Annotated in this window: 24 protein-coding genes and 1 other annotated feature; of the genes, 14 read left to right on the top strand and 10 right to left on the bottom strand. The window is 52.0% G+C overall.

Annotated features, from left to right (window positions below):
- Position 1: 1 nt before the first annotated feature.
- The 3 genes from trpD to trpL form a co-directional block, all read right to left on the bottom strand.
- Positions 2-1,597, bottom strand: coding sequence for a bifunctional anthranilate synthase glutamate amidotransferase component TrpG/anthranilate phosphoribosyltransferase TrpD (trpD, locus tag OGW16_RS25705; RefSeq protein ID WP_003020639.1), 1,596 nt, complete (start codon positions 1,595-1,597; stop codon positions 2-4).
- Positions 1,597-3,159, bottom strand: a complete 1,563-nt coding sequence (locus OGW16_RS25700; protein WP_047410834.1) for an anthranilate synthase component 1 — start codon at positions 3,157-3,159, stop codon at positions 1,597-1,599. The genes trpD and OGW16_RS25700 overlap by 1 nt, the downstream gene beginning before the upstream one ends.
- A gap of 23 nt (positions 3,160-3,182) precedes the next feature.
- Positions 3,183-3,277 (bottom strand) — a sequence feature (Trp leader region).
- On the bottom strand, positions 3,254-3,298 hold the full coding sequence (gene trpL / locus OGW16_RS25695) for a trp operon leader peptide (RefSeq protein WP_191229385.1): 45 nt from the start codon (positions 3,296-3,298) through the stop codon (positions 3,254-3,256). It overlaps the preceding feature by 24 nt.
- 135 nt (positions 3,299-3,433) lie before the next feature.
- On the opposite strand from trpL, the gene rnm reads away from it, so the two are divergent.
- The 3 genes from rnm (at position 3,434) to rluB (ending at position 5,905) form a co-directional block, all read left to right on the top strand.
- Entirely contained in the window at positions 3,434-4,312 is an 879-nt protein-coding gene (gene rnm / locus OGW16_RS25690; protein ID WP_047410842.1) for an RNase RNM, read from the top strand.
- Positions 4,309-4,929, top strand: a complete 621-nt coding sequence (locus tag OGW16_RS25685; RefSeq protein WP_003020628.1) for an L-threonylcarbamoyladenylate synthase — start codon at positions 4,309-4,311, stop codon at positions 4,927-4,929. The genes rnm and OGW16_RS25685 overlap by 4 nt, the downstream gene beginning before the upstream one ends.
- 100 nt (positions 4,930-5,029) lie before the next feature.
- Positions 5,030-5,905, top strand: a complete 876-nt coding sequence (gene rluB / locus OGW16_RS25680; protein WP_003020625.1) for a 23S rRNA pseudouridine(2605) synthase RluB — start codon at positions 5,030-5,032, stop codon at positions 5,903-5,905.
- An 82-nt stretch (positions 5,906-5,987) separates the two neighbouring features.
- On the opposite strand, the gene cobO is transcribed toward rluB, so the two are convergent.
- Both cobO and OGW16_RS25670 read right to left on the bottom strand, forming a co-directional pair.
- Positions 5,988-6,578: a cob(I)yrinic acid a,c-diamide adenosyltransferase gene (cobO, locus tag OGW16_RS25675; protein WP_286519270.1), complete on the bottom strand. Its 591-nt coding sequence runs from the start codon at positions 6,576-6,578 to the stop codon at positions 5,988-5,990.
- Positions 6,575-7,336: a YciK family oxidoreductase gene (locus OGW16_RS25670; protein ID WP_043016145.1), complete on the bottom strand. Its 762-nt coding sequence runs from the start codon at positions 7,334-7,336 to the stop codon at positions 6,575-6,577. Before OGW16_RS25670 ends, cobO begins: the two co-directional genes overlap by 4 nt.
- A gap of 220 nt (positions 7,337-7,556) precedes the next feature.
- Between OGW16_RS25670 and sohB the strand changes: the two genes are divergently transcribed.
- Positions 7,557-8,603: a protease SohB gene (gene sohB / locus OGW16_RS25665; RefSeq protein WP_043016146.1), complete on the top strand. Its 1,047-nt coding sequence runs from the start codon at positions 7,557-7,559 to the stop codon at positions 8,601-8,603.
- Positions 8,604-8,656: 53 nt separating this feature from the next.
- Here the strand turns inward: sohB and OGW16_RS25660 are convergent, their stop codons facing one another.
- Positions 8,657-8,908: a YciN family protein gene (locus OGW16_RS25660; protein WP_043016147.1), complete on the bottom strand. Its 252-nt coding sequence runs from the start codon at positions 8,906-8,908 to the stop codon at positions 8,657-8,659.
- Between the two features lie 398 nt (positions 8,909-9,306).
- Here OGW16_RS25660 and topA point away from each other — a divergent pair, with 398 nt between their 5' ends.
- The 5 genes from topA (at position 9,307) to acnA (ending at position 16,679) form a co-directional block, all read left to right on the top strand.
- Entirely contained in the window at positions 9,307-11,904 is a 2,598-nt protein-coding gene (topA, locus tag OGW16_RS25655) for a type I DNA topoisomerase (protein ID WP_286519269.1), read from the top strand.
- A 208-nt stretch (positions 11,905-12,112) separates the two neighbouring features.
- Positions 12,113-13,087: an HTH-type transcriptional regulator CysB gene (gene cysB / locus OGW16_RS25650; RefSeq protein WP_043016149.1), complete on the top strand. Its 975-nt coding sequence runs from the start codon at positions 12,113-12,115 to the stop codon at positions 13,085-13,087.
- 292 nt (positions 13,088-13,379) lie between these two features.
- Positions 13,380-13,541, top strand: coding sequence for a YmiA family putative membrane protein (locus tag OGW16_RS25645; RefSeq protein ID WP_008784933.1), 162 nt, complete (start codon positions 13,380-13,382; stop codon positions 13,539-13,541).
- Between the two features lie 3 nt (positions 13,542-13,544).
- Complete coding sequence (locus tag OGW16_RS25640) at positions 13,545-13,715, top strand: YciX family protein (protein ID WP_167373449.1); 171 nt, start codon at positions 13,545-13,547, stop codon at positions 13,713-13,715.
- A gap of 288 nt (positions 13,716-14,003) precedes the next feature.
- Positions 14,004-16,679: an aconitate hydratase AcnA gene (acnA, locus tag OGW16_RS25635; RefSeq protein ID WP_286519267.1), complete on the top strand. Its 2,676-nt coding sequence runs from the start codon at positions 14,004-14,006 to the stop codon at positions 16,677-16,679.
- A gap of 49 nt (positions 16,680-16,728) precedes the next feature.
- Here the strand turns inward: acnA and ribA are convergent, their stop codons facing one another.
- A complete protein-coding gene (ribA, locus tag OGW16_RS25630; protein WP_043016151.1) occupies positions 16,729-17,319 on the bottom strand; it encodes a GTP cyclohydrolase II in 591 nt (196 codons plus the stop codon).
- A 202-nt stretch (positions 17,320-17,521) separates the two neighbouring features.
- Between ribA and pgpB the strand changes: the two genes are divergently transcribed.
- From pgpB to yciH, 5 genes are all read left to right on the top strand, one after another.
- Positions 17,522-18,286 (top strand): phosphatidylglycerophosphatase B, encoded by a 765-nt coding sequence (pgpB, locus tag OGW16_RS25625; RefSeq protein WP_043016152.1) that lies wholly within the window; start codon positions 17,522-17,524, stop codon positions 18,284-18,286.
- Between the two features lie 149 nt (positions 18,287-18,435).
- Positions 18,436-18,744 carry a LapA family protein gene (locus tag OGW16_RS25620; RefSeq protein WP_006684318.1) on the top strand — a complete coding sequence of 103 codons (309 nt, stop codon included), beginning with the start codon at positions 18,436-18,438 and terminating at the stop codon, positions 18,742-18,744.
- Between the two features lie 6 nt (positions 18,745-18,750).
- Positions 18,751-19,920, top strand: coding sequence for a lipopolysaccharide assembly protein LapB (gene lapB / locus OGW16_RS25615; RefSeq protein WP_043016153.1), 1,170 nt, complete (start codon positions 18,751-18,753; stop codon positions 19,918-19,920).
- Between the two features lie 190 nt (positions 19,921-20,110).
- Positions 20,111-20,848, top strand: a complete 738-nt coding sequence (pyrF, locus tag OGW16_RS25610) for an orotidine-5'-phosphate decarboxylase (protein ID WP_286519265.1) — start codon at positions 20,111-20,113, stop codon at positions 20,846-20,848.
- Positions 20,849-21,175, top strand: a complete 327-nt coding sequence (gene yciH / locus OGW16_RS25605) for a stress response translation initiation inhibitor YciH (RefSeq protein ID WP_043016155.1) — start codon at positions 20,849-20,851, stop codon at positions 21,173-21,175.
- A 91-nt stretch (positions 21,176-21,266) separates the two neighbouring features.
- On the opposite strand, the gene osmB is transcribed toward yciH, so the two are convergent.
- From osmB to OGW16_RS25590, 3 genes are all read right to left on the bottom strand, one after another.
- A complete protein-coding gene (osmB, locus tag OGW16_RS25600) occupies positions 21,267-21,485 on the bottom strand; it encodes an osmotically-inducible lipoprotein OsmB (RefSeq protein ID WP_043016156.1) in 219 nt (72 codons plus the stop codon).
- A gap of 268 nt (positions 21,486-21,753) precedes the next feature.
- A complete protein-coding gene (gene yciT / locus OGW16_RS25595) occupies positions 21,754-22,506 on the bottom strand; it encodes a DNA-binding transcriptional regulator YciT (protein WP_043016157.1) in 753 nt (250 codons plus the stop codon).
- Between the two features lie 95 nt (positions 22,507-22,601).
- Positions 22,602-22,784 carry a YciZ family protein gene (locus OGW16_RS25590; protein WP_047410865.1) on the bottom strand — a complete coding sequence of 61 codons (183 nt, stop codon included), beginning with the start codon at positions 22,782-22,784 and terminating at the stop codon, positions 22,602-22,604.
- Between the last annotated feature and the right edge of the window lie 28 nt (positions 22,785-22,812).

Raw genomic sequence — 22,812 nt, 5'->3', positions numbered from 1 at the left:
TTTACCCTCTTGCTGCCAGTGCAGTGACGCGGTCATAGGCCGCACCGCTGCGCAGTACATTAATCACGGTTTGCGCATTGGCTTTTAAATCTTCTTCACCGTGCAGGCGCATTAACATGGCGACATTTGCGGCAACAGCAGCTTCATGAGCGGCTTCACCTTTACCTTGTAACAAGCGACTAAGAATGTCACGGTTTTCTTCCGGCGTGCCGCCCGCCAGCTGTTCCTGATGGTACGGCGTCAGGCCAAAGTCTTCCGCCGTCAGTTGATAACTCTTGATTTCGCCATCGTGCAGCTCTGCCACAATGGTCGGCGCATGCAATGAAACCTCATCCATGCCGCCACTGTGCACTACGGCTGCCCGCTGATATCCCAATACGCGCAGCGTTTCGGCAATCGGCAGCACCAGTTCCGGGCTGTATACGCCGATCAGCGCCAGCGGCGGATGCGCCGGGTTAATCAGTGGGCCGAGCACGTTAAAGAGCGTGCGGGTTTTCAACTGTTGGCGTACCGGCATGGCATGGCGAAATCCGGTGTGATATTTCGGCGCAAACAGGAAGCACACCCCGAGGTCGTCAAGCGCCTGACGGGATTTATCGGCGTTCATATCCAGATTGATACCAAATGCCGCTAACAGATCCGAAGAACCCGATTTGCTGGATACGCTGCGGTTGCCGTGTTTGGCGACTTTCAATCCGCAAGCCGCCGCAACAAACGCGCTGGCGGTAGAAATATTGATACTGTTGCTGCCGTCGCCGCCGGTACCGACAATGTCGGCAAACAGATAATCAGGACGCGGGAACGGAGCGGCGTTTTCCAGTAGCGCGGTTGCCGCACCGGCAATTTCATTCGGGTGTTCACCACGGATTTTCATGCTCACCAGTGCTGCAGCCAGTTGTTCCGGCTTCAGTTCACCGCGTACCACAGCAGAAAACAGCTGGTGGCTTTCCTGCTGAGACAGCGTCTGAGCCTGATACAGTTTCTCCAGAATGGGTTGCAGCGTATTGGTCTGTTCGAGCTTCTGTTGCGCCCAGGCCAGCGTTTGCTCCAGCAGACGCGCGCCCTGGGTAGTCAGAATGGATTCCGGATGGAACTGGAAGCCGCAGACGCGATCGGTGTCGTGACGCACCGCCATCACCATGCCGTTAAAGTGGGCGTTGATGGTCAATCCGGCGGGCACATTACTGCCAACCAGCGAATGGTAGCGCGCCACCGGCAGCGGATTTGCCAGACCGGCGAACATTGCCTGGCCGTCGTGTTCAATGCTGGACGCTTTGCCGTGCAGGATTTCGCCAGCCTGACCGACATAACCACCATAGGCTTCAACAATCGCCTGATGCCCCAGACAAATGCCGATAATTGGCAGTTTGCCGCGCAGGCGGGTTAACAGCTCCGGCATGCAGCCGGCTTCGCTTGGCGCACCAGGACCCGGAGAGAGCATCAGCACCGGGTTTTTCATGGTTGCTAAGCGGTCAATTAACGTCTGGGCCGGAATATGGTTGCGGTAAATCACCACGTTGTGACCGTTAGTGCGCAGCTGATCTGCCAGGTTATAAGTAAAAGAGTCGATATTATCGAGCAGCAGAATGTCAGCCATTAGAAAGTCTCCTGTGCGTGGTGCGCGGTGGCGATAGCACGCAGAACCGCTCGTGCTTTATTACGGGTCTCATCGGCTTCAGACTGTGGAACAGAATCCAGCACAATCCCGGCGCCGGCCTGCACGGTGGCAATACCGTCTTCCACGAGAGCAGAACGAATCACAATACAGGTGTCCAGATCGCCATGGGCCGTGAAGTAACCTACCGCGCCGCCATAGCTGCCGCGGCGGCGACCTTCGGCTTCGGCGATAAGCTGCATGGCGCGAACCTTCGGCGCGCCGCTAAGCGTGCCCATGTTCATGCAGGCACGGTAAGCATGCAGCACATCCAGATCGCTACGCAGCTCGCCTACTACCCGGGAAACCAGGTGCATCACGAAGGAGTACCGATCCACTTTGGTCAGATCAGCAACGTAGCGGCTGCCCGGCGTACAAATGCGCGCCAGGTCGTTACGCGCAAGGTCAACCAGCATCAGGTGCTCGGAAAGCTCTTTATGGTCTGTACGCATCTCCAGCTCAATACGGCTGTCGAGATCGCGGTCAAGCGAACCGTCTGCACGACGACCGCGTGGGCGGGTTCCGGCAATCGGGTAGATTTCAATCTGGCGACTGGTGGCATCGTATTTCAGTGAGCTTTCCGGGGAGGCGCCAAACAGCGTGAAATCGTTGTCCTGCATGAAAAACATGTACGGGCTGGGGTTACTTTTCTTCAGGACATAGTAGGCTGCCAGCGGTGACGGGCAGGGCAGCGAGAAACGGCGGGACGGAACAACCTGGAAAATTTCGCCCGCGCGAATGGCTTTTTGCATCCCACGCACCACGGCGCCAAATTCTTCATCGCTCTGATTGCATTCACAGCGCATCTGCGGGACTTCAGTGACGGGCAGCGGCGGCGCAGGCTCGGTAAGCTGCTGGCTCAACTGCGCCAGTCGGGCGTTGAGTCGCTGTTTTTCTACATCGTCAGGGGTAAATACGCTGGCCTGAATGCGGGTACTTTTCTTCTGGTGGTCGATCACCATCAGCGTTTCAGCCAGATAGAAGCAGTAGTCAGGGCAACGGTTGCCCGCTTCAAGTTGTGGTAACTCTTCAAAACCGGCAACCAGGTCGTAGGAAAACAGACCGCCAAAGAACATGGCTTCACGTTCTTGCGCAGGAACATTAACCAGCTCCTGCAATAAACGGAAAGCATCAAATACGGAAAGGGAGCATAAGCGAGCGTCTTCATCAAGCAGCGGGCTGACGGCAGGGAATCGCAGATGACGGCCATTTGGTTGTTGTTCGTTCTCAACGCCAGCTGGCAGAGCGGCATCCAGCAGGGGCAGCAGCGATGCGCCGTTTGCGGATAATGCCTGAATAGTGACAGCGTCACCGAGGGCGGTAATGCGTAATGCGCTGTCGACCAGCAGCAGGCTTTTCAGATCGTCTTTGCTGTCGATATCGGCAGATTCCAGCAGCAGCGTGGCCGGGCGTGCGCCACACACCTGGTGAAACAGCGCCGTTGGATTTTCACGGTAGGCGGCATCGCAGGCTAGCAGTTCGAGTGTCGGTTTTTGAGTTTGCATCGTTATTCTCATTAATTTTGTTCAAAAAAAAGCCCGCTCATTTGGCGGGCCGGGTATCTGGTTGCATATTGCAGACGTAAGACACTGCCCGAAATCAGGAAGTGCGCCACCAACCGTGCAGAAAAAATGTTGCTTTCATCTCAGATACCTTCTTCATGTGAACTTGCGTACTAGTTAACTAGTTCGATGGAATAAAGTCAACACCTGATTTCAGTATATTTGTCGAAACCGCTATGATGAGCGTGTTAAGACATTTATTGAAACGGGAGCCGCCTTGAGCGACACGAATTACGCAGTGATTTATGACCTGCACAGTCATACTACAGCCTCCGATGGACGATTAACGCCAGAAGCCTTAGTACACCGTGCGGTAGAGATGCGAGTCGGTACACTGGCGATCACCGATCATGACACCACGGCGGGTATTGCGGCGGCAAGAGAAGAAATTTCACGTTCGGGTTTAGCGTTAAATTTGATCCCCGGCGTCGAAATATCAACGGTCTGGGAAAATCATGAGATCCATATAGTGGGTCTGAACATTGATACCGCCCATCCAATGATGCGCGATTTTCTGGCGCAACAAACGGAACGTCGTCAGCAGCGCGCACGCCTGATTGCCGAACGGCTCGATAAAGCGCATATTCCCGGGGCGTGGGAAGGGGCGTTACGTCTTGCTGATGGCGGGGCGGTTACCCGGGGCCATTTTGCGCGTTTTCTGGTGGAATGCGGAAAAGCCACAACCATGGCGGATGTCTTTAAAAAATATCTTGCCCGTGGGAAAACCGGTTACGTTCCGCCACAGTGGTGTACAATAGAACAAGCTATTGATGTCATTCATCATTCTGGCGGTAAGGCAGTTCTGGCTCATCCTGGGCGGTACGATCTTAGCGCTAAGTGGCTGAAAAGACTGGTTGCGCATTTTGCTGAACATCGCGGCGACGCGATGGAAGTGGCACAGTGCCAGCAGTCTCCCAATGAACGCACCCATCTGGCGACGCTTGCGCGTTCGCATCAACTGTGGGCATCGCAAGGGTCTGATTTTCATCTACCCTGTCCATGGATTGAGCTGGGGCGTAAACTCTGGTTGCCCGCAGGCGTAGAAGGCGTCTGGCAACTCTGGGAACAGCCCGAGACCACAGAGAGGAAAGTATGAGCCAGTTTTTTTATATTCATCCCGAAAACCCACAACAGCGACTGATCAATCAGGCCGTTGAAATCGTGCGTAAAGGTGGGGTGATCGTCTATCCAACCGATTCCGGCTATGCGTTGGGCTGCAAAATTGAAGATAAAGGCGCGATGGAGCGCATTTGTCGCATTCGTCACCTGCCGGACGGGCACAACTTTACGCTGATGTGCCGTGACTTGTCTGAACTGTCGACCTATTCGTTTGTCGACAACGTGGCCTTTCGTTTAATTAAAAACAACACGCCGGGCAACTACACCTTCATCCTGAAAGGGACGAAAGAAGTGCCACGTCGACTGTTGCAGGAAAAACGTAAGACCATCGGCCTGCGTGTACCCTCGAATCCCATTGCGCTGGCGTTGCTGGAAGCGCTGGGCGAGCCGATGCTCTCTACGTCGCTGATGCTGCCGGGCAGCGAATTTACCGAGTCAGATCCGGAAGAAATTAAAGATCGCCTGGAGAAACAGGTGGATTTAATTATCCACGGCGGATATCTCGGCCAGCAGCCGACCACGGTCATCGATTTAACCGACGATTCTCCGGTCGTGTTGCGTGAAGGCGTCGGCGACGTTAAACCTTTCTTATAAGGACGCGAACCGCTATACTACGCGGCCTTAAAATGGCGCTGACTGGCGCCGTTGATTCTCCTGTTCGACGCCTGTGAAGGCGACATCTAAAGGAAGCTCTATGAGCGAAAAGTTACAAAAAGTGCTGGCGCGCGCTGGCCACGGTTCTCGCCGTGAAATTGAATCCATAATTGCCGCGGGTCGCGTGAGCGTTGATGGCAAAATTGCCACGCTCGGCGATCGCGTTGAAGTCACTCCGGGTCTGAAAATCCGTATCGACGGTCATCTGATTTCGGTTAAAGAGTCTGCGGAGCAAATCTGCCGCGTTTTGGCCTATTACAAGCCCGAAGGTGAACTGTGTACCCGTAACGACCCGGAAGGTCGTCCAACCGTGTTTGATCGTCTGCCAAAACTGCGCGATGCGCGCTGGATTGCCGTAGGGCGTCTGGACGTGAATACCTGTGGTTTACTGCTCTTTACCACCGATGGTGAACTGGCTAACCGTCTGATGCACCCAAGCCGCGAAGTTGAACGTGAATATGCGGTACGTGTGTTTGGTCAGGTTGATGATGCAAAACTGCGCGATCTGAGCCGTGGCGTGCAGCTGGAAGATGGTCCTGCGGCATTTAAAACGATCAAGTTCAGCGGTGGTGAAGGGATCAACCAGTGGTACAACGTTACGTTGACCGAAGGGCGTAACCGTGAGGTCCGTCGCCTGTGGGAAGCCGTGGGTGTGCAGGTAAGTCGTCTTATCCGTGTCCGTTACGGTGATATCCCGCTGCCGAAAGGCCTGCCGCGTGGCGGCTGGACGGAGCTTGATCTTGCCCAGACCAACTATCTGCGTGAGCTGGTAGAACTGAAGCCGGAAACGACCTCTAAAGTTGCCGTCGAGAAAGATCGTCGCCGTATGAAGGCGAATCAGATCCGTCGTGCGGTGAAGCGCCATTCACAGGTCGGCAGCAGCCGTCGTCCGGGCGGTCGTAGCAACAACGGTTAATCATGACCAGGCCTGATAAGCAAAGCGCCATCAGGCGTTAGCGTGGAGCCGGATGTGGTGCAAATCCTTATCCGGCCTACACTCAATAATCTATTCCTATTTGGGCTTTCACACCCGCTTCAAACGCGTGCTTGACCGGGCGTAGTTCGCTGACCGTATCCGCTAACTCCAGAATATCGCGATGGCATCCACGACCGGTGATAATGACCGTTTGATGGGCAGGGCGCGCGTTTAGGGCATTGATGACCTCTTCAAGCGGCAGGTAGTCGTATGCCACCATATAGGTCAGCTCGTCCAGTATCACCATATCCAGTTCAGCGTCGGCCAGCATCCGCTTGCCGTGTTCCCACACGGCCATACAGGCTGCGGTGTCGGACTCGCGATTTTGCGTTTCCCAGGTAAATCCTGTCGCCATAACCTGAAACTCTAGGCCGTGGGGTTCGAGTAAGTTTCGTTCGCCGTTTGGCCACGTACCCTTAATAAATTGCACCACACCGACTTTTTTACCGTGGCCTACCGCACGCGTGGCGGTACCAAACGCAGCGGTGGTTTTACCCTTACCATTTCCGGTGAACACAATAATAATCCCGCGCTCATCCTTCGCTGCGGCAACACGGGCGTCAACCCGGTCTTTTACGCGCTGCTGGCGCTGCTGATAGCGTTCTTCACTCATTGGGCAATTCCTGGTTTACGGCCCGGTTGGGCATCGAAAGTCATACCGGTTTTACGGCGGCTGTCATCGCCCATCAGCCACAGGTAGAGCGGCATAATATCGGCGGGGGTTTTCAATTTGTTCGGATCTTCCGTCGGGAACGCGCTGGCTCGCATACCAGTACGTGTACCGCCTGGATTGATACAGTTTACGCGCAGGTGACGGTTCTGATATTCATCTGCCAGAACCTGCATCATTCCTTCGGTAGCAAATTTGGAGGTAGCATACGCTCCCCAGTTGGCGCGCCCCTGGCGGCCAACGCTTGAAGAAGTAAAGACCAGCGATCCGGCATCGGATTTGAGCAACAACGGCAACAATGCCTGGGTCAGCATAAAGGTGGCGTTGACGTTTACCTGCATCACGTCCTGCCAGACCTGCGGGTTTTGCTCACTCATCGGGCAAATATCGCCGAGCAGACCAGCATTATGCAGTACGCCATCCAGACGCGGGAAATGCGCGGCAATACGCTGTGCGAGCTGGTGGCATTCATCAGAAGTACAGGTGAGCAGATCCAGCGTGAACCAGTGTGGTTGCGTACCGTTTTCATCGGCAATGGTGCGGGCAACCTGACGCAGCTTTTCTTCATTACGCCCTAGCAGAATAACGGTCGCGCCGTAACGCGCATAAGTTTGTGCGGCCTCACGTCCGATGCCGTCGCTGGCACCGGTGACCAGAATAATACGGTCCTGTAGAAGGTCTTGTTTAGGTTGATAATGCACGGCTACTCCTCGGCGACGCCTGGCCATCTCGTTCGCGATAACTTTTGGGCTTTATGCCTTAAACCCTGTTCTTTTTCAATCAGCCAAAGGCAATAACACCGCAAAATGAACGCTTTGTCATGCTTTTTGCTGATTCCTTGCGGGGTGGATGAAACAAGACGGGTTAACAAGGCTGTTGTACACTGAGCGAAAGTAGTGTTGTTTAACCAAGGTGGGTCTCGTGGAATTGTTGTCTGAATATGGGCTGTTTTTGGCAAAAATTGTCACTGTCGTGGTGGCTATTGCGGTGATAGTTATGCTGATCGTCAACGCGACACAACGCAAACGTCAGCGTGGGGAATTGCGGGTTATTAATCTCAGCGATCAGTATAAAGAGATGAAAGAAGACCTGTCGCTGGCCCTATTGGATGGGCATCAACAAAAGTTCTGGCATAAGGCGCAGAAAAAGAAACATAAGCAAGAGGCTAAGGCTGCCAAAGCTAAAGCAAAACAGGGAGACAGCACGTCATCTGATAAACCGCGTGTATGGGTACTTGATTTTAAAGGCAGTATGGATGCCCATGAGGTTAGCGCATTACGCGAAGAGGTGACGGCGGTGCTGGCGGTCGTTAAACCTCAGGATCAGGTAGTGGTTCGTCTGGAAAGCCCGGGCGGTGTGGTACACGGCTATGGCCTGGCCGCGTCGCAGTTACAACGCCTGCGCGATAAGCAGATCCCACTGACCGTCACGGTGGATAAAGTCGCTGCGAGCGGCGGATATATGATGGCCTGCGTGGCGGATAAAATTGTCTCTGCGCCGTTTGCCATCGTCGGCTCTATTGGCGTCGTGGCACAGATCCCGAACTTTAACCGCTTCCTGAAAGGGAAAGACATTGATATCGAACTGCACACGGCCGGACAGTATAAGCGTACGCTGACGCTGCTTGGCGAGAACACGGAAGAAGGGCGGCAGAAATTCCGCGAAGACCTGAACGAAACGCATCACCTGTTTAAAGATTTTGTGCAGCGCATGCGTCCGACTCTGGACATTGAGCAGGTAGCCACCGGGGAGCACTGGTTTGGGCAACAGGCGCTGGCAAACGGGCTGGTGGATGAGATTAATACCAGCGATGAGGTGATTCTCAGCCTGATGGAAGGTCGCGAAGTGTTTAACGTACGTTATCTGCAGCGTAAAAAACTGATGGACCGTTTTACCGGCAGTGCGGCCGAGAGCGCCGATCGTTTACTGCTGCGCTGGTGGCAGCGGGGTCAAAAGCCGCTGATGTAAATTGACATTGCCGGATGGCGCAAACATAGTCATCCGGCAAATCATTTCTCGCGTTAATCGATCAAGTGATACTTTTCAGAAAGTACATGCGCCAGGTGTTTAAACATATTAAACACCGCCGTACTTTTGGCCGTTGGTAGCCCTTGCTCGTCTAAAAAGTAATCTCCGCTGAAAACCAGCACGCCATTTCGCTGCGTAACGCCGGTGGCGACAATCCCCGCCAGCGTGTCCTCATGCTCACGAATGATTTTGTTGGCTTCAATCAGCAGTGTTTCGCGATCGATGGGTTGAGTGTCTTTATGCATTATTTACTCCTTAAACAAGGACATTAGTCTACGCCGAGCCCGGCTTGTGGGCAAATATTCCCTGACTTAAATGAAGGCTTTAGGAGGGGATTGCAACTGGCGAGATTTGTTTTTGCATGCTAATAAAGTTGCGTAACGCATTTTATCAGGTACAGTGTGACGCTTTCGTCAATCTGGCAACAGATTTGCTTGACATTCGACCAATACTCCGTCGTGCTATAGCGTTTGTGAGCAAAAAAGCCTGTTAACTCAGTAACATGAGAGTTACATTACAAGCGCGAATCAGTTTTAGGGGTTGATATCCGCCGACGCAGAGACCATATCGATGTCTCGTCGCCAGTGGAAGGTGAATCAACGTGCGACGCATTCTGGAAGAATCAAATTAGGTAAAGGTGAATATGGGTAAAGCTCTTGTCATCGTTGAGTCCCCGGCAAAAGCCAAAACGATCAACAAGTATCTGGGTAATGACTACGTGGTGAAATCCAGCGTCGGTCATATCCGTGATTTGCCGACCAGTGGCTCAGCAACTAAAAAGAGCGCCGACTCAACCTCCACCAAAACGGGTAAAAAGCCCAAAAAGGATGAACGTGGCGCTCTCGTCAACCGTATGGGTGTTGACCCGTGGCACAACTGGGACGCGCGCTATGAAGTGCTGCCCGGTAAAGAAAAAGTTGTTTCTGAACTGAAGCAACTGGCTGAAAAAGCAGACCACATCTATCTCGCAACCGACCTTGACCGCGAAGGGGAAGCCATTGCGTGGCACCTGCGGGAAGTGATCGGCGGCGATGACACCCGTTACAGCCGCGTGGTGTTTAACGAAATTACCAAAAACGCTATTCGTCAGGCGTTTGAAAAACCGGGCGAACTGAATATCGACCGTGTGAATGCGCAACAGGCGCGCCGCTTTATGGACCGTGTTGTGGGCTATATGGTGTCGCCGTTGCTGTGGAAAAAAATTGCGCGCGGTCTTTCCGCTGGCCGCGTACAGTCGGTTGCTGTGCGTCTGGTGGTTGAGCGTGAACGCGAAATCAAAGCATTCGTTCCAGAAGAGTTCTGGGAGATTGATGCCAGCACGACTACGCCAGGCGGCGACGCGTTACTGCTTCAGGTAACGCATCAGAATGACAAACCGTTCCGCCCGGTCAACCGGGAACAAACGCTTGCCGCCGTTAGCTTGTTGGAAAAAGCGCGCTACAGCGTCATGGAACGTGAAGATAAGCCGACCAGCAGCAAGCCGGGCGCGCCGTTCATCACCTCCACGCTACAGCAGGCTGCCAGCACGCGTCTGGGCTTCGGCGTGAAGAAAACTATGATGATGGCGCAGCGCTTGTATGAAGCGGGCTACATCACGTATATGCGTACTGACTCAACCAACCTGAGCCAGGATGCGGTGAACATGGTTCGCGAGTACATCGGCGATAATTTTGGCAACAAGTATCTGCCGGAGAGCGCGAACCAGTACGCCAGCAAAGAGAATTCGCAGGAAGCGCACGAAGCTATCCGTCCTTCTGATGTCGCCGTACAGGCGGAATCGCTGAAAGATATGGAAGCCGATGCGCAGAAACTGTATCAGCTGATCTGGCGCCAGTTTGTTGCCTGTCAGATGACGCCAGCCAAATATGACTCCACCACGCTGACCGTGGGCGCGGGTGATTTCCGTCTGAAGGCGCGTGGCCGTATTCTGCGCTTCGATGGCTGGACCAAAGTAATGCCTGCGCTGCGTAAGGGCGATGAAGATCGCATTTTACCGGCGGTAGATAAAGGCGATACGTTGACGCTTATCGAACTGACGCCAGCGCAACACTTTACCAAACCGCCTGCGCGCTTCAGCGAAGCTTCGCTGGTTAAAGAGCTGGAAAAACGTGGCATTGGTCGCCCATCCACGTATGCGTCGATCATCTCTACGATTCAGGATCGCGGTTATGTTCGCGTTGAGAACCGTCGTTTCTATGCTGAAAAAATGGGTGAAATCGTCACCGATCGTCTGGAAGAAAACTTCCGCGAACTGATGAACTACGATTTTACCGCGCAGATGGAAGACAGTCTCGACCAGGTGGCAAATCACGAAGCCGAATGGAAGGGCGTACTCGACAACTTCTTCACTGATTTTACTCAGCAACTGGATAAAGCTGAGAAAGACCCTGAAGAAGGCGGTATGCGTCCGAACCAGATGGTGCTGACCAGTATTGATTGCCCAACCTGCGGACGCAAGATGGGTATTCGTACCGCCAGTACCGGCGTTTTCCTTGGTTGTTCCGGCTACGCGCTTTCCCCAAAAGAGCGTTGCAAAACCACCATTAACCTGGTGCCGGAAAACGAAGTGCTGAACGTGCTGGAAGGCGACGATGCGGAAACGAACGCGCTGCGCGCCAAACGACGCTGCCAGAAGTGCGGCACGGCGATGGACAGCTACCTTATCGATCCTAAGCGCAAGCTGCATGTATGTGGTAATAACCCTACCTGCGACGGCTATGAGATCGAAGAGGGTGAATTCCGTATCAAGGGTTATGACGGTCCTATCGTTGAGTGCGAGAAATGTGGCTCTGAAATGCACCTGAAAATGGGACGTTTCGGTAAGTACATGGCGTGTACCAACGACGAGTGCAAAAATACCCGTAAGATCCTGCGTAACGGTGAAGTCGCTCCGCCGAAAGAGGATCCGGTTCCGTTGCCAGAACTGCCGTGTGAAAAATCTGACGCGTATTTCGTGTTACGTGATGGTGCTGCGGGTATCTTCCTGGCGGCAAATACGTTCCCGAAATCACGTGAGACCCGTGCGCCGTTAGTGGAAGAGTTGTACCGTTTCCGCGATCGTCTGCCGGAAAAACTGCGCTATCTGGCAGATGCGCCGCAGACCGATCCGGACGGCAACAAGTCCATGGTTCGTTTCAGCCGTAAAACTAAGCAGCAATATGTTGCCGCTGAGAAAGACGGTAAGGCTACCGGCTGGTCCGCGTTCTTCGTTGATGGCAAATGGGTAGAAGGAAAGAAATAACAGCATTCTGGCTGAATTTCTCCTCAAAGGGTCGCGTAAGCGGCCCTTTTTGTTTCTGGCGTATTATTTTTTTTCATCACTATACAGCTCACATAGAAATGATATAGTGGTTATAGTTAACACACTTTTTATTATTAAATCGTATTAGCAGCGCCAACGAGCCTGCTCTGAAACGATGATTTGATGGCGCAAATCGGGATGGCTTAACATGAAATTACAGCAGCTTCGCTACATTGTTGAGGTGGTGAACCACAACCTTAATGTCTCCTCAACCGCGGAAGGGCTTTATACCTCCCAGCCAGGTATCAGTAAGCAAGTTCGCATGCTGGAAGATGAGCTTGGCATCCAGATTTTTGCCCGTAGCGGTAAGCACCTGACCCAGGTTACGCCAGCGGGACAGGAAGTTATTCGTATTGCGCGCGAAGTTTTGTCCAAGGTCGAGGCCATTAAGTCCGTAGCTGGCGAACATACCTGGCCGGACAAAGGCTCATTGTATATCGCTACTACTCACACTCAGGCGCGTTACGCGCTGCCAAACGTGATTAAAGGCTTTATTGAACGTTATCCTCGCGTCTCATTGCATATGCATCAAGGATCGCCGACGCAAATCGCCGAAGCCGTCTCGAAAGGGAATGCAGATTTTGCTATCGCGACGGAAGCTTTGCACCTGTATGACGACCTGGTGATGCTGCCTTGCTACCACTGGAACCGTTCGATTGTCGTTACGCCGGACCATCCGTTGGCGGGCAAATCTTCCGTATCTATTGAGGAACTGGCACAGTATCCGCTGGTGACCTACACCTTTGGATTTACCGGACGTTCGGAGCTGGACACCGCGTTCAATCGTGCCGGACTGGAGCCGCGCATTGTTTTTACCGCGACCGATGCCGATGTCATCAAGACCTATGTCCGTTTGGGTCTCGGCGTGGGGGTCATTGCCAGTATGGCGGTTGATCCTGTGTCCGACCCTGACCTGGTTCGCGTTGATGCGCATGACATTTTCAGCCATAGCACCACCAAAATTGGTTTTCGTCGCAGCACCTTTTTACGCAGTTACATGTATGATTTTATTCAACGTTTCGCACCGCATCTGACGCGTGATGTGGTGGATACGGCGGTGGCGCTGCGTTCCAACGACGATATTGAAGCCATGTTTAAAGATATTAAATTACCTGAGAAATAATAACGACTGTAACCTCGTCGGTATCCTTAAACATAAAGCGATACCGACGACAGAATCTGAACTATTCATTATTTTTCATCTCTATATTAACCGTATATTGTTTATGGTGAAGTCTCACTAAAGTAGTTTCAAATTACTAAGCGCGCCAAAAATCCTTCACAAATATTTATAACCGATCAAACTATTAATTTATTTATCAGGTCGAGCACGAAAATTATCTGGCTTTTTTTCACCTTTTTTATTAGGATTCCTCCTATCTGATGATTAATTGTACCAATTGTTTGGTGCCTAAATGATAAGTGATTTCGATAGTATGAGGTTAGCGATGCCTTCAGGAAACCAGCCAGCACGCCGGGATCCCGCAATGAAACGTAAAGCCTGGTTCGCTGTGTTTCTTGGCTCTGCGATATTCTGGATCATCGTCGCGCTCGTGGCCTGGAATGTGTGGGGGTAGGTGATGTCCACACCGGAACAACGCTCCACCGCAACGCCATCTCCTGACTCTCGTGAACATGAGAGTCAACGCGACGCAGAGAATAAGCCGAATATTCCTGTGACCTGGAAACTCTCTCCTGAACAGCGGGCCTTTATCGATCTGTTTGCTGATGATGATGAACAGAAACAATAATTGATATGTTTTTTATTACTATTATTAGCCCACCGTCTTGTATCTCTACTAATTAATTCCGAACAAGCGCCCTGAGCCACGTTAATCCGCGTATTATCGAGTGGCCGTTGTCTGTTACACATTCACCGTTTAAATTTTCATTGCTTTAACCTTTCTCTCGCCATTGACTTCACCTGCCACTTTTATCAATTTGAGTTGTTATCAAAGCGTTACATTTTGTTTGTGTTATCTTTAATACTAACCCTGAAGAAAATCAGGGGAACCAACCCTGTCATTTAAGGAGGAGCTATGTCGTCGACCCTACGAGAAGCCAGTAAGGACACATTGCAGGTTAAAGATAAAACCTACCGTTACTACAGTCTGCCGCTGGCCGCGAAATCACTGGGTGATATCACCCGCCTACCTAAGTCGCTAAAAGTTTTGCTGGAAAACCTGCTTCGTTGGCAGGACGGAAATTCTGTTACTGAAGAAGATATTCATGCACTCGCGCATTGGCTGAAAACCGCCCATGCCGATCGTGAAATTGCCTATCGACCTGCTCGCGTTTTGATGCAGGATTTTACCGGCGTGCCAGCGGTGGTCGATCTGGCCGCCATGCGCGAAGCGGTGAAACGTCTGGGTGGGGATACGGCAAAAGTGAATCCGCTTTCGCCAGTGGATCTGGTCATTGACCACTCGGTAACGGTGGATCGTTTCGGTGATGATGATGCTTTCGAAGAAAACGTTCGTCTGGAAATGGAACGTAACCATGAGCGTTATGTGTTCCTGAAATGGGGACAGCAGGCATTTAGTCGCTTCAGCGTTGTGCCGCCGGGGACGGGGATTTGCCATCAGGTTAACCTTGAATACCTGGGCAAAGCCGTCTGGAGCGAGTTACAGGACGGTGAGTGGGTGGCTTATCCCGATACGCTGGTCGGTACCGATTCTCATACGACGATGATTAATGGTCTCGGTGTACTGGGCTGGGGCGTTGGAGGCATTGAAGCCGAAGCGGCAATGCTGGGTCAACCCGTCTCAATGCTTATCCCCGATGTTGTGGGCTTTAAACTGGTGGGCAAGTTGCGGGAAGGTATCACCGCGACTGACCTGGTTCTGACCGTCACCCAGATGCTGCGTAAGCACGGCGTGGTCGGTAAATTTGTTGAATTCTACGGTGATGGGCTGGACACCTTACCGCTGGCCGACCGGGCAACCATTGCGAATATGTCGCCGGAATACGGCGCAACCTGCGGTTTCTTCCCGATCGATGACATCACCCTCGAATACATGCGTCTGAGTGGGCGAAGTGAGGAGCAGGTTGAGCTGGTCAGCGCCTACGCCAAAGCGCAGGGCATGTGGCGTAACGCCGGCGATGAACCCGTATTTACCAGTTCGCTGGAGCTGGATATGGGCAGCGTGGAGGCAAGTCTTGCCGGACCAAAGCGCCCGCAGGATCGGGTGGCGCTGGCTGATGTACCGAAAGCTTTTTCGGCCAGTAATGAACTTGAGGTGAATAGCTCGCTGAAAGACCGTCAGCCCGTGGACTACACCATGAGCGGCCAGCAGTATAAGCTGCCGGACGGTGCGGTGGTGATAGCCGCTATCACTTCCTGTACCAACACCTCCAACCCAAGCGTACTGATGGCGGCGGGGCTACTGGCGAAAAAAGCAGTGACGCTGGGTCTGAAACGTCAGCCGTGGGTAAAAGCCTCGCTGGCGCCTGGATCGAAGGTGGTCTCTGATTATCTGGCACAGGCCGGGTTCACACCGTACCTTGATGAGCTGGGATTCAATCTTGTAGGTTATGGCTGTACCACCTGTATAGGTAACTCTGGGCCTTTACCCGATCCTATCGAGACCGCCATCAAAAAAGGCGATCTGACGGTAGGGGCGGTACTTTCCGGCAACCGTAACTTCGAAGGTCGTATCCATCCGCTGGTGAAAACTAACTGGTTGGCGTCTCCGCCGCTGGTGGTGGCTTACGCGCTGGCGGGAAATATGAATATCAACCTGACGAAAGATCCGTTAGGCCATGACAGAAAAGGCGATCCCGTTTACCTGAAAGATATCTGGCCGACAGCCCAGGAAATAGCCCGTGCCGTAGAGCAGGTCTCTACCTCCATGTTCCATAAAGAGTATGCTGAAGTGTTTGAAGGCACGCCAGAATGGAAAGCAATCCAGGTTGATCGGGCTGATACCTATGGCTGGCAGTCTGACTCGACCTATATCCGCTTGTCGCCATTCTTCGATGGTATGCAGGCTACGCCAGACCCGGTTCAGGACATTCACGGCGCGCGTATTCTGGCAATGCTCGGGGATTCCGTCACCACCGACCACATTTCTCCTGCCGGCAGTATTAAACCAGACAGCCCGGCGGGGCGTTATCTGCAAAGTCACGGCGTTGAACGTAAAGATTTTAACTCCTACGGTTCACGACGCGGGAATCATGAAGTGATGATGCGTGGTACCTTTGCCAATATTCGTATTCGCAATGAGATGGTGCCCGGCGTGGAAGGCGGCATGACGCGTCATTTGCCGGGAACTGAAGTGGTGGCTATCTATGATGCGGCCATGCAATATCAGCAGGAGAACGTACCTCTGGCGGTTATTGCCGGGAAAGAGTATGGCTCCGGTTCCAGCCGCGACTGGGCGGCGAAAGGCCCGCGCTTGCTAGGGGTTCGCGTAGTTATCGCTGAGTCTTTTGAGCGTATTCACCGCTCTAACCTGATTGGTATGGGGATTTTACCGCTGGAATTCCCGCAGGGCGTCACGCGTAAAACGCTGGGATTAACCGGTGAGGAAGCGATCGATATCACGGACTTACAAAACATTAAGCCGGGGGCGACAGTCCCGGTGAGTATGGTACGCCCGGATGGGCGTAAAGAGGTGATACTATGCCGCTGTCGTATTGATACCGCAACGGAGCTAACGTACTATCAAAACGATGGTATTCTGCATTACGTGATTCGTAATATGTTGAATTAAAATGCAAAAAGCCTGCGAGAGCAGGCTTTTTTACCAGTGCTGGCAATGCTTATTTGCTCAGCAAATGTCCCATCTTGGCGGCTTTGGTGTCCAGGTAATGTTCATTGTTTGGGTTACGGCCCACAATCAACGGCACACGTTCAACAATATTGATTCCCGCTTCGGTCAGGATTTCTACTTTCTTCGGATTATTGGTCAGCAAACGAACTTCATCCACACCCAGCAGCTTGAACATATCCGCACACAGCGTGAAATCGCGCTCGTCTGCCGCAAATCCCAATTGATGATTAGCTTCAACGGTATCATAACCCTGGTCCTGCAACGCGTAAGCGCGGATTTTGTTGAGCAGGCCGATGTTACGTCCTTCCTGACGGTGATAAAGCAGTATCCCTCGCCCTTCTTCAGCAATATGGGTGAGGGCCGCTTCGAGCTGGAAACCGCAATCGCAACGCAGGCTAAACAGCGCATCGCCAGTCAGACATTCCGAGTGGACGCGCGCCAGGACAGGCGTTTGGCCTGTAATATCGCCAAAAACCAATGCGACATGATCGTGTCCGGTTGCCAGTTCTTCAAATCCCACCATCAGGAAATCACCCCAGGGGGTTGGCAGTTTGGCTTCTGCCACACGTTTAAGCTGCATGTAATTCTCCAGATTATGCTGGCACTCGTCGTGCCTTCGCCTGTCGGCTTCTGTTCTGTATTACACTATTTTGCCATAAGGCAACGACGTTCACCTAATCGCGACCAAGGATTCGCTTTTGGAATGGCACAAAATTGTCAATTTTCCCGGCATGCGCAATTTTCAGTTATGATTGTGAGACTTATCGACGAAAGGAGAGGCAATGCTTTCTATTGCAAAGCGCACCGCAGTTGGGGCTGGACTACTACTTATCATGCCGGTTGCCGTATGGGTATCTGGCTGGAGTTGGCAGCCGGGACACAATGTCTGGTGGTTAAAATCCTTGTACTGGGTAACGGAAACCGTGACGCAGCCGTGGGGAATTATCACTCATGTTGTTCTCTGCGCATGGTTTCTGTGGTGCCTGCGCTTTCGTCTGAAAGCCGCAGTGATGTTGTTTGCTATTCTGGCGGCAGCGATTTTAGTCGGGCAGGGCGTGAAGTCCTGGGTCAAAGACAGGGTGCAAGAGCCGCGACCTTTTGTCATGTGGCTGGAAAAAACGCACCATATTCCGGTTGATGAGTTCTACACTTTAAAACGTAAAGATCGTGGGCACTTAGTCAAAGAACAATTGGCAGAACAGCAGGATATTCCAACGTTTTTACGCAAGCACTGGCAAAAAGAAACGGGTTTTGCTTTTCCATCCGGGCATACGATGTTTGCCGCCAGTTGGGCTTTACTGGCAGTAGGATTGTTATGGCCGCGCAGACGTACGCTGACAATTGTGTTTTTGCTGACCTGGGCCACCGGCGTTATGGGTAGCCGCTTGCTGTTAGGCATGCACTGGCCCCGTGATTTGGTGGTGGCAACGCTGATTTCGTGGCTGCTGGTGACGTTGGCGACGTGGCTTGCGCAGCGGGTATGCGGGCCATTAACACCGCCAGTACAGGAGAAAAAAGAAATTGCGCAGCGAGAACAAGAAAGCTAGCGATGATTGATTTTTCAAATTTTGCCCTTAAATCAGAAAGTGGAAAGCGCTTTTCCGTTTCGCACTCGTTGTGAAAATGGTAATTTAAAGGGCTCAACGCGGTAAGTTGGACACGATTTATTCGCTCAAACCACATAACGGGAAGTAATGTGAAATATTTACTCATTTTCTTACTGGTGTTGGCGATTTTTGTTATTTCGGTGACATTAGGCGCGCAAAACGATCAACAGGTTACGTTTAATTACCTGCTGGCTCAGGGTGAGTATCGTATCTCTACGCTGCTTGCTGTATTGTTTGCCGCAGGTTTTGCGATTGGTTGGTTAATTTGCGGCCTTTTCTGGCTGAAGGTTCGTGTGTCTCTTGCGCGCGCCGAACGTAAAATCAAACGACTGGAAAACCAGCTTGCGCCTGCGACCGACGTTGCGGTTTCTGCCGATTCGTCGGTTGTGAAGGAATAATTATTTATGTTGGAGTTGTTGTTTCTGCTTTTACCTGTAGCCGCTGCCTATGGGTGGTATATGGGTCGCAGAAGTGCGCAACAAAACAAGCAGGATGAAGCTAACCGTCTTTCCCGTGACTATGTCGCCGGGGTTAACTTCCTCCTGAGCAACCAACAAGACAAAGCGGTGGATCTGTTCCTTGATATGCTAAAAGAGGACACAGGCACCGTTGAGGCTCATCTCACCCTCGGAAACCTGTTTCGCTCTCGCGGTGAAGTCGATCGCGCAATCCGTATCCATCAAACGCTAATGGAAAGTGCCTCGCTGACCTACGAGCAGCGTTTACTGGCCGTGCAACAACTGGGACGCGACTACATGGCCGCGGGTTTGTATGACCGCGCTGAAGACATGTTCAATCAGCTGACCGATGAAACTGATTTTCGCGTCGGCGCATTACAGCAGCTGTTGCAAATTTATCAGGCCACCAGCGAATGGCAAAAAGCCATTGATGTCGCGGAGCGTCTGGTGAAGCTTGGTAAAGACAAGCAGCGTAATGAGATAGCCCACTTCTATTGCGAACTGGCCCTACAGCAAATGGGTAGCGACGATTTGGATCGCGCCATGACGCTGTTGAAAAAAGGCGCAGCGGCAGATAAAAACAGTGCGCGGGTATCCATCATGATGGGGCGCGTGTATATGGAGAAAGGTGATTACGCAAAGGCAGTTGAAAGCCTGCAGCGGGTGATTTCCCAGGATAAAGAACTGGTCAGTGAAACGCTGGAAATGCTGCAAAGCTGCTACCAGCATCTGGGGAAAAACGATGAGTGGGTGGAGTTTTTGCGTCGGGCCGTTGAGGAGAATACTGGCGCCGCCGCCGAACTGATGCTGGCTGATATTCTTGAAGCGCGTGAGGGTGCTGAGACAGCTCAGGTTTATATCACTCGTCAGTTGCAACGCCATCCTACGATGCGCGTGTTCCACAAACTGATGGATTACCATCTCAACGAAGCAGAAGAAGGGCGTGCCAAAGAAAGCCTGATGGTTCTGCGCGATATGGTCGGGGAGCAGGTACGCAGCAAGCCGCGCTACCGCTGCCAGAAGTGTGGTTTTACCGCGTATACGCTGTACTGGCATTGCCCATCTTGCCGTTCATGGTCAAGCATTAAGCCCATTCGCGGACTTGATGGGCTGTAATTTTTAAAAAAATCTCACTTTAGTTACAACATACTAGTTATATTTAATAGATCCATCCTCCAACTCCGCTGCCAGTTTCGCCTGGCAGAAATGTAATCGCGCCTGTTAATTTTCTATTACCGCAGGTAGAATGCACGCCGTTTACCCATTTCGCGCCGCCGGAGGCGCCCATCCTCAAGAAGGTCTGGTCATGACGTTTACTGCTTCATCTTCTTCTCGTGCTGTTACTGATTCTCCTGTCGTTGTCGCTCTCGATTATTCCAATCGTGATAAAGCATTAGCTTTTGTCGACAGAATTGATCCTCGTGATTGCCGTTTGAAAGTGGGCAAAGAGATGTTCACGCTTTTTGGACCTCAGATGGTTCGCGATTTACAACAGCGTGGCTTTGATGTCTTTCTTGATTTGAAATTTCATGATATTCCCAATACCACCGCGCATGCCGTTGCAGCCGCAGCCGATCTTAGTGTGTGGATGGTTAACGTTCATGCCTCTGGCGGGGCACGTATGATGACCGCAGCCCGTGAAGCCTTACTCCCTTTTGGCAAGGACGCGCCGCTGCTGATTGCGGTAACGGTTCTGACCAGTATGGAAGCCAGCGACCTCGCCGATCTTGGCGTGACGTTGTCACCTGCAGAGCATGCTGAGAGACTGGCGCGCTTAACTCAAAATTGTGGTCTGGACGGGGTTGTGTGTTCAGCGCAGGAAGCGGTGCGATTCAAGCAGGCGTTTGGTCAGGCATTTAAGCTGGTGACGCCAGGGATTCGTCCGGAAGGTAGCGAGGCGGGCGATCAGCGTCGTATTATGACGCCGGAGCAGGCGCAGTTAGCCGGTGTGGATTACATGGTGATTGGTCGTCCGGTCACGCAGTCTGCGGATCCCGCGCAGACGCTGAAGATGATCAACGCCTCCCTGAAACGAGGTGCGTAAATGAACGACTCAAACTCTCGTCTGGTCTATTCAACCGACTCCGGGCGTATTGATGAACCGAAAACGGCGCCTGAGCGTCCAAAAGGCGATGGCATTGTGCGTATCCAGCGCCAGACCAGTGGCCGCAAAGGTAAGGGCGTGTGTCTGATTACCGGTCTTGATCAAGACGATGCCGAACTGACCAAATTAGCCGCTGAACTGAAGAAAAAGTGTGGGTGCGGTGGGGCGGTAAAAGACGGTGTGATTGAAATACAGGGTGATAAACGCGACCTGATTAAATCGTTGCTGGAAGCCAAAGGAATGAAGGTTAAACTGGCAGGCGGTTAATAAAAAAAGCCACGGAAAAAATCCGTGGCTTTTTAATAATACAGACCTGAAAAAGTAAACGTATTATTATATCGAGCCGTTCAACCGTAGATTATTTACCCACCTGGTGGCCAATTATACCACCTACTGCAGCACCACCCAGCGTACCCAGCGCACTGCCATCAGTCAGGACTGCGCCACCCACTGCACCCGCACCAGCGCCGATAGCGGTGTTACGGTCTCGTTTGGACCAGTTAGAGCAGGCACTCAGAGACATTGCCAGAGTAATTGCCAGAATGGCGGCGGTCATTTTTTTGCTCGTTACTAACATAATACTTTCTCCTGAATTATTGATTCACGGAATCCAGTGTTCTTTAAGAATAGCGCTAAATTAAGACTATAGAAGATATTTCCGTGAAACCGTGTAGCGAAGGCATTACAAACACTATCCTGAAGGTGGATGTTCGTTCCTGTTATATCGCTAACATTAATTTTACGACTTTATCCTGTTAACGACAGGTAAAAAGTCTTAATTGGACTGTCAGATAACTCTCAGAGAGGAGATGATTTGCCTGCTGACAAATCATCTGCTGAAGATTTTATGCGTGGGCATCAATGATATTGACGGTCAATCCTGAATGCTCGAGCTGCATTTGCACGCTGGCACTGAGTCTGGAGTCCGTCACTACACGGCTGAATCGCTCTAACGGACCCAACGTGTAAGGGTGGATGGCTTCGAATTTTGAGCTGTCGGTTAGCACAATGACTTCTGCGCCTTTTTCCAGCACCGCGTTAACCACGTCAGAACGCATCATGTCGCGTCCGGTAAAGCCGGTGTCTGCTTGCCAGCCATCAATGCCGATAAAGGCCTTGCTGAAGTGTACCTGCTGGATAAACTGGCGAGTTAAAGGGCCGACCATACTCTCGCTTTTTTTCTGGTAAATTCCACCGAGAAGAATTACCTCGCAGGAGGTTTCTTTCAGCAAATGGGCAATGTAGCTGCTCACAGTGATAATGGTGACATCCTTTTGCTCAGCCAATGTTCTGGCCAGAAGCGCATTGCTGCTGCCGTTTTCAATGAACACGGACTCGCCTGGGCTTACCAGCGATGCGGCGAATTCAGCCAGCTCACGCTTCAGGGTGAAATTGGTCATCATGCGTGTTTCAACATCATCGCTGTTCAATGAAACAGCAAAGCCGTGCGCTCGGCGTAAATAACTCTGTTTTTCCAGCGTGTTCAGGTCCTGTCGGATCGTCACTTCTGATACGCCGGTGAGTTTTGCCAGATCGGCGACGCTCATCTGACCTTTGTCGGTCACCATCTGCAAAATAGATTGTTGTCGGGAATTCATAGTATTAATTTTATAGCGATATCGTATCGGAAATTAAACGGAAACTGCATTATCCGCAGTTTGCTGATAGCAGCGACATCAAAAGTGCGATGTCATCAGATCTCCCACGGAGCCTTAGGCTTTTTCGCCAAAGATTCGGTATCTTCTTTGACAGTGTTTAACAGTTCAGCCTTCAGAATTTCAAGGTTATGGATGGCTGAGTGGTAATCACCTGCAACGAGGATATCCAGCACGGTATCAATACGTTCGGCCAGACGCTGAGCGTCGATATCAGACATGGTCATCATCCTAATGGCAATAGAGTTT

The organism is Citrobacter sp. Ce104, from assembly GCF_030334595.1.
GTDB lineage: Bacteria > Pseudomonadota > Gammaproteobacteria > Enterobacterales > Enterobacteriaceae > Citrobacter > Citrobacter europaeus.
Note: the sequence above shows the minus strand (reverse complement) of the source record. Positions and strands in the feature narration are given on the sequence as shown.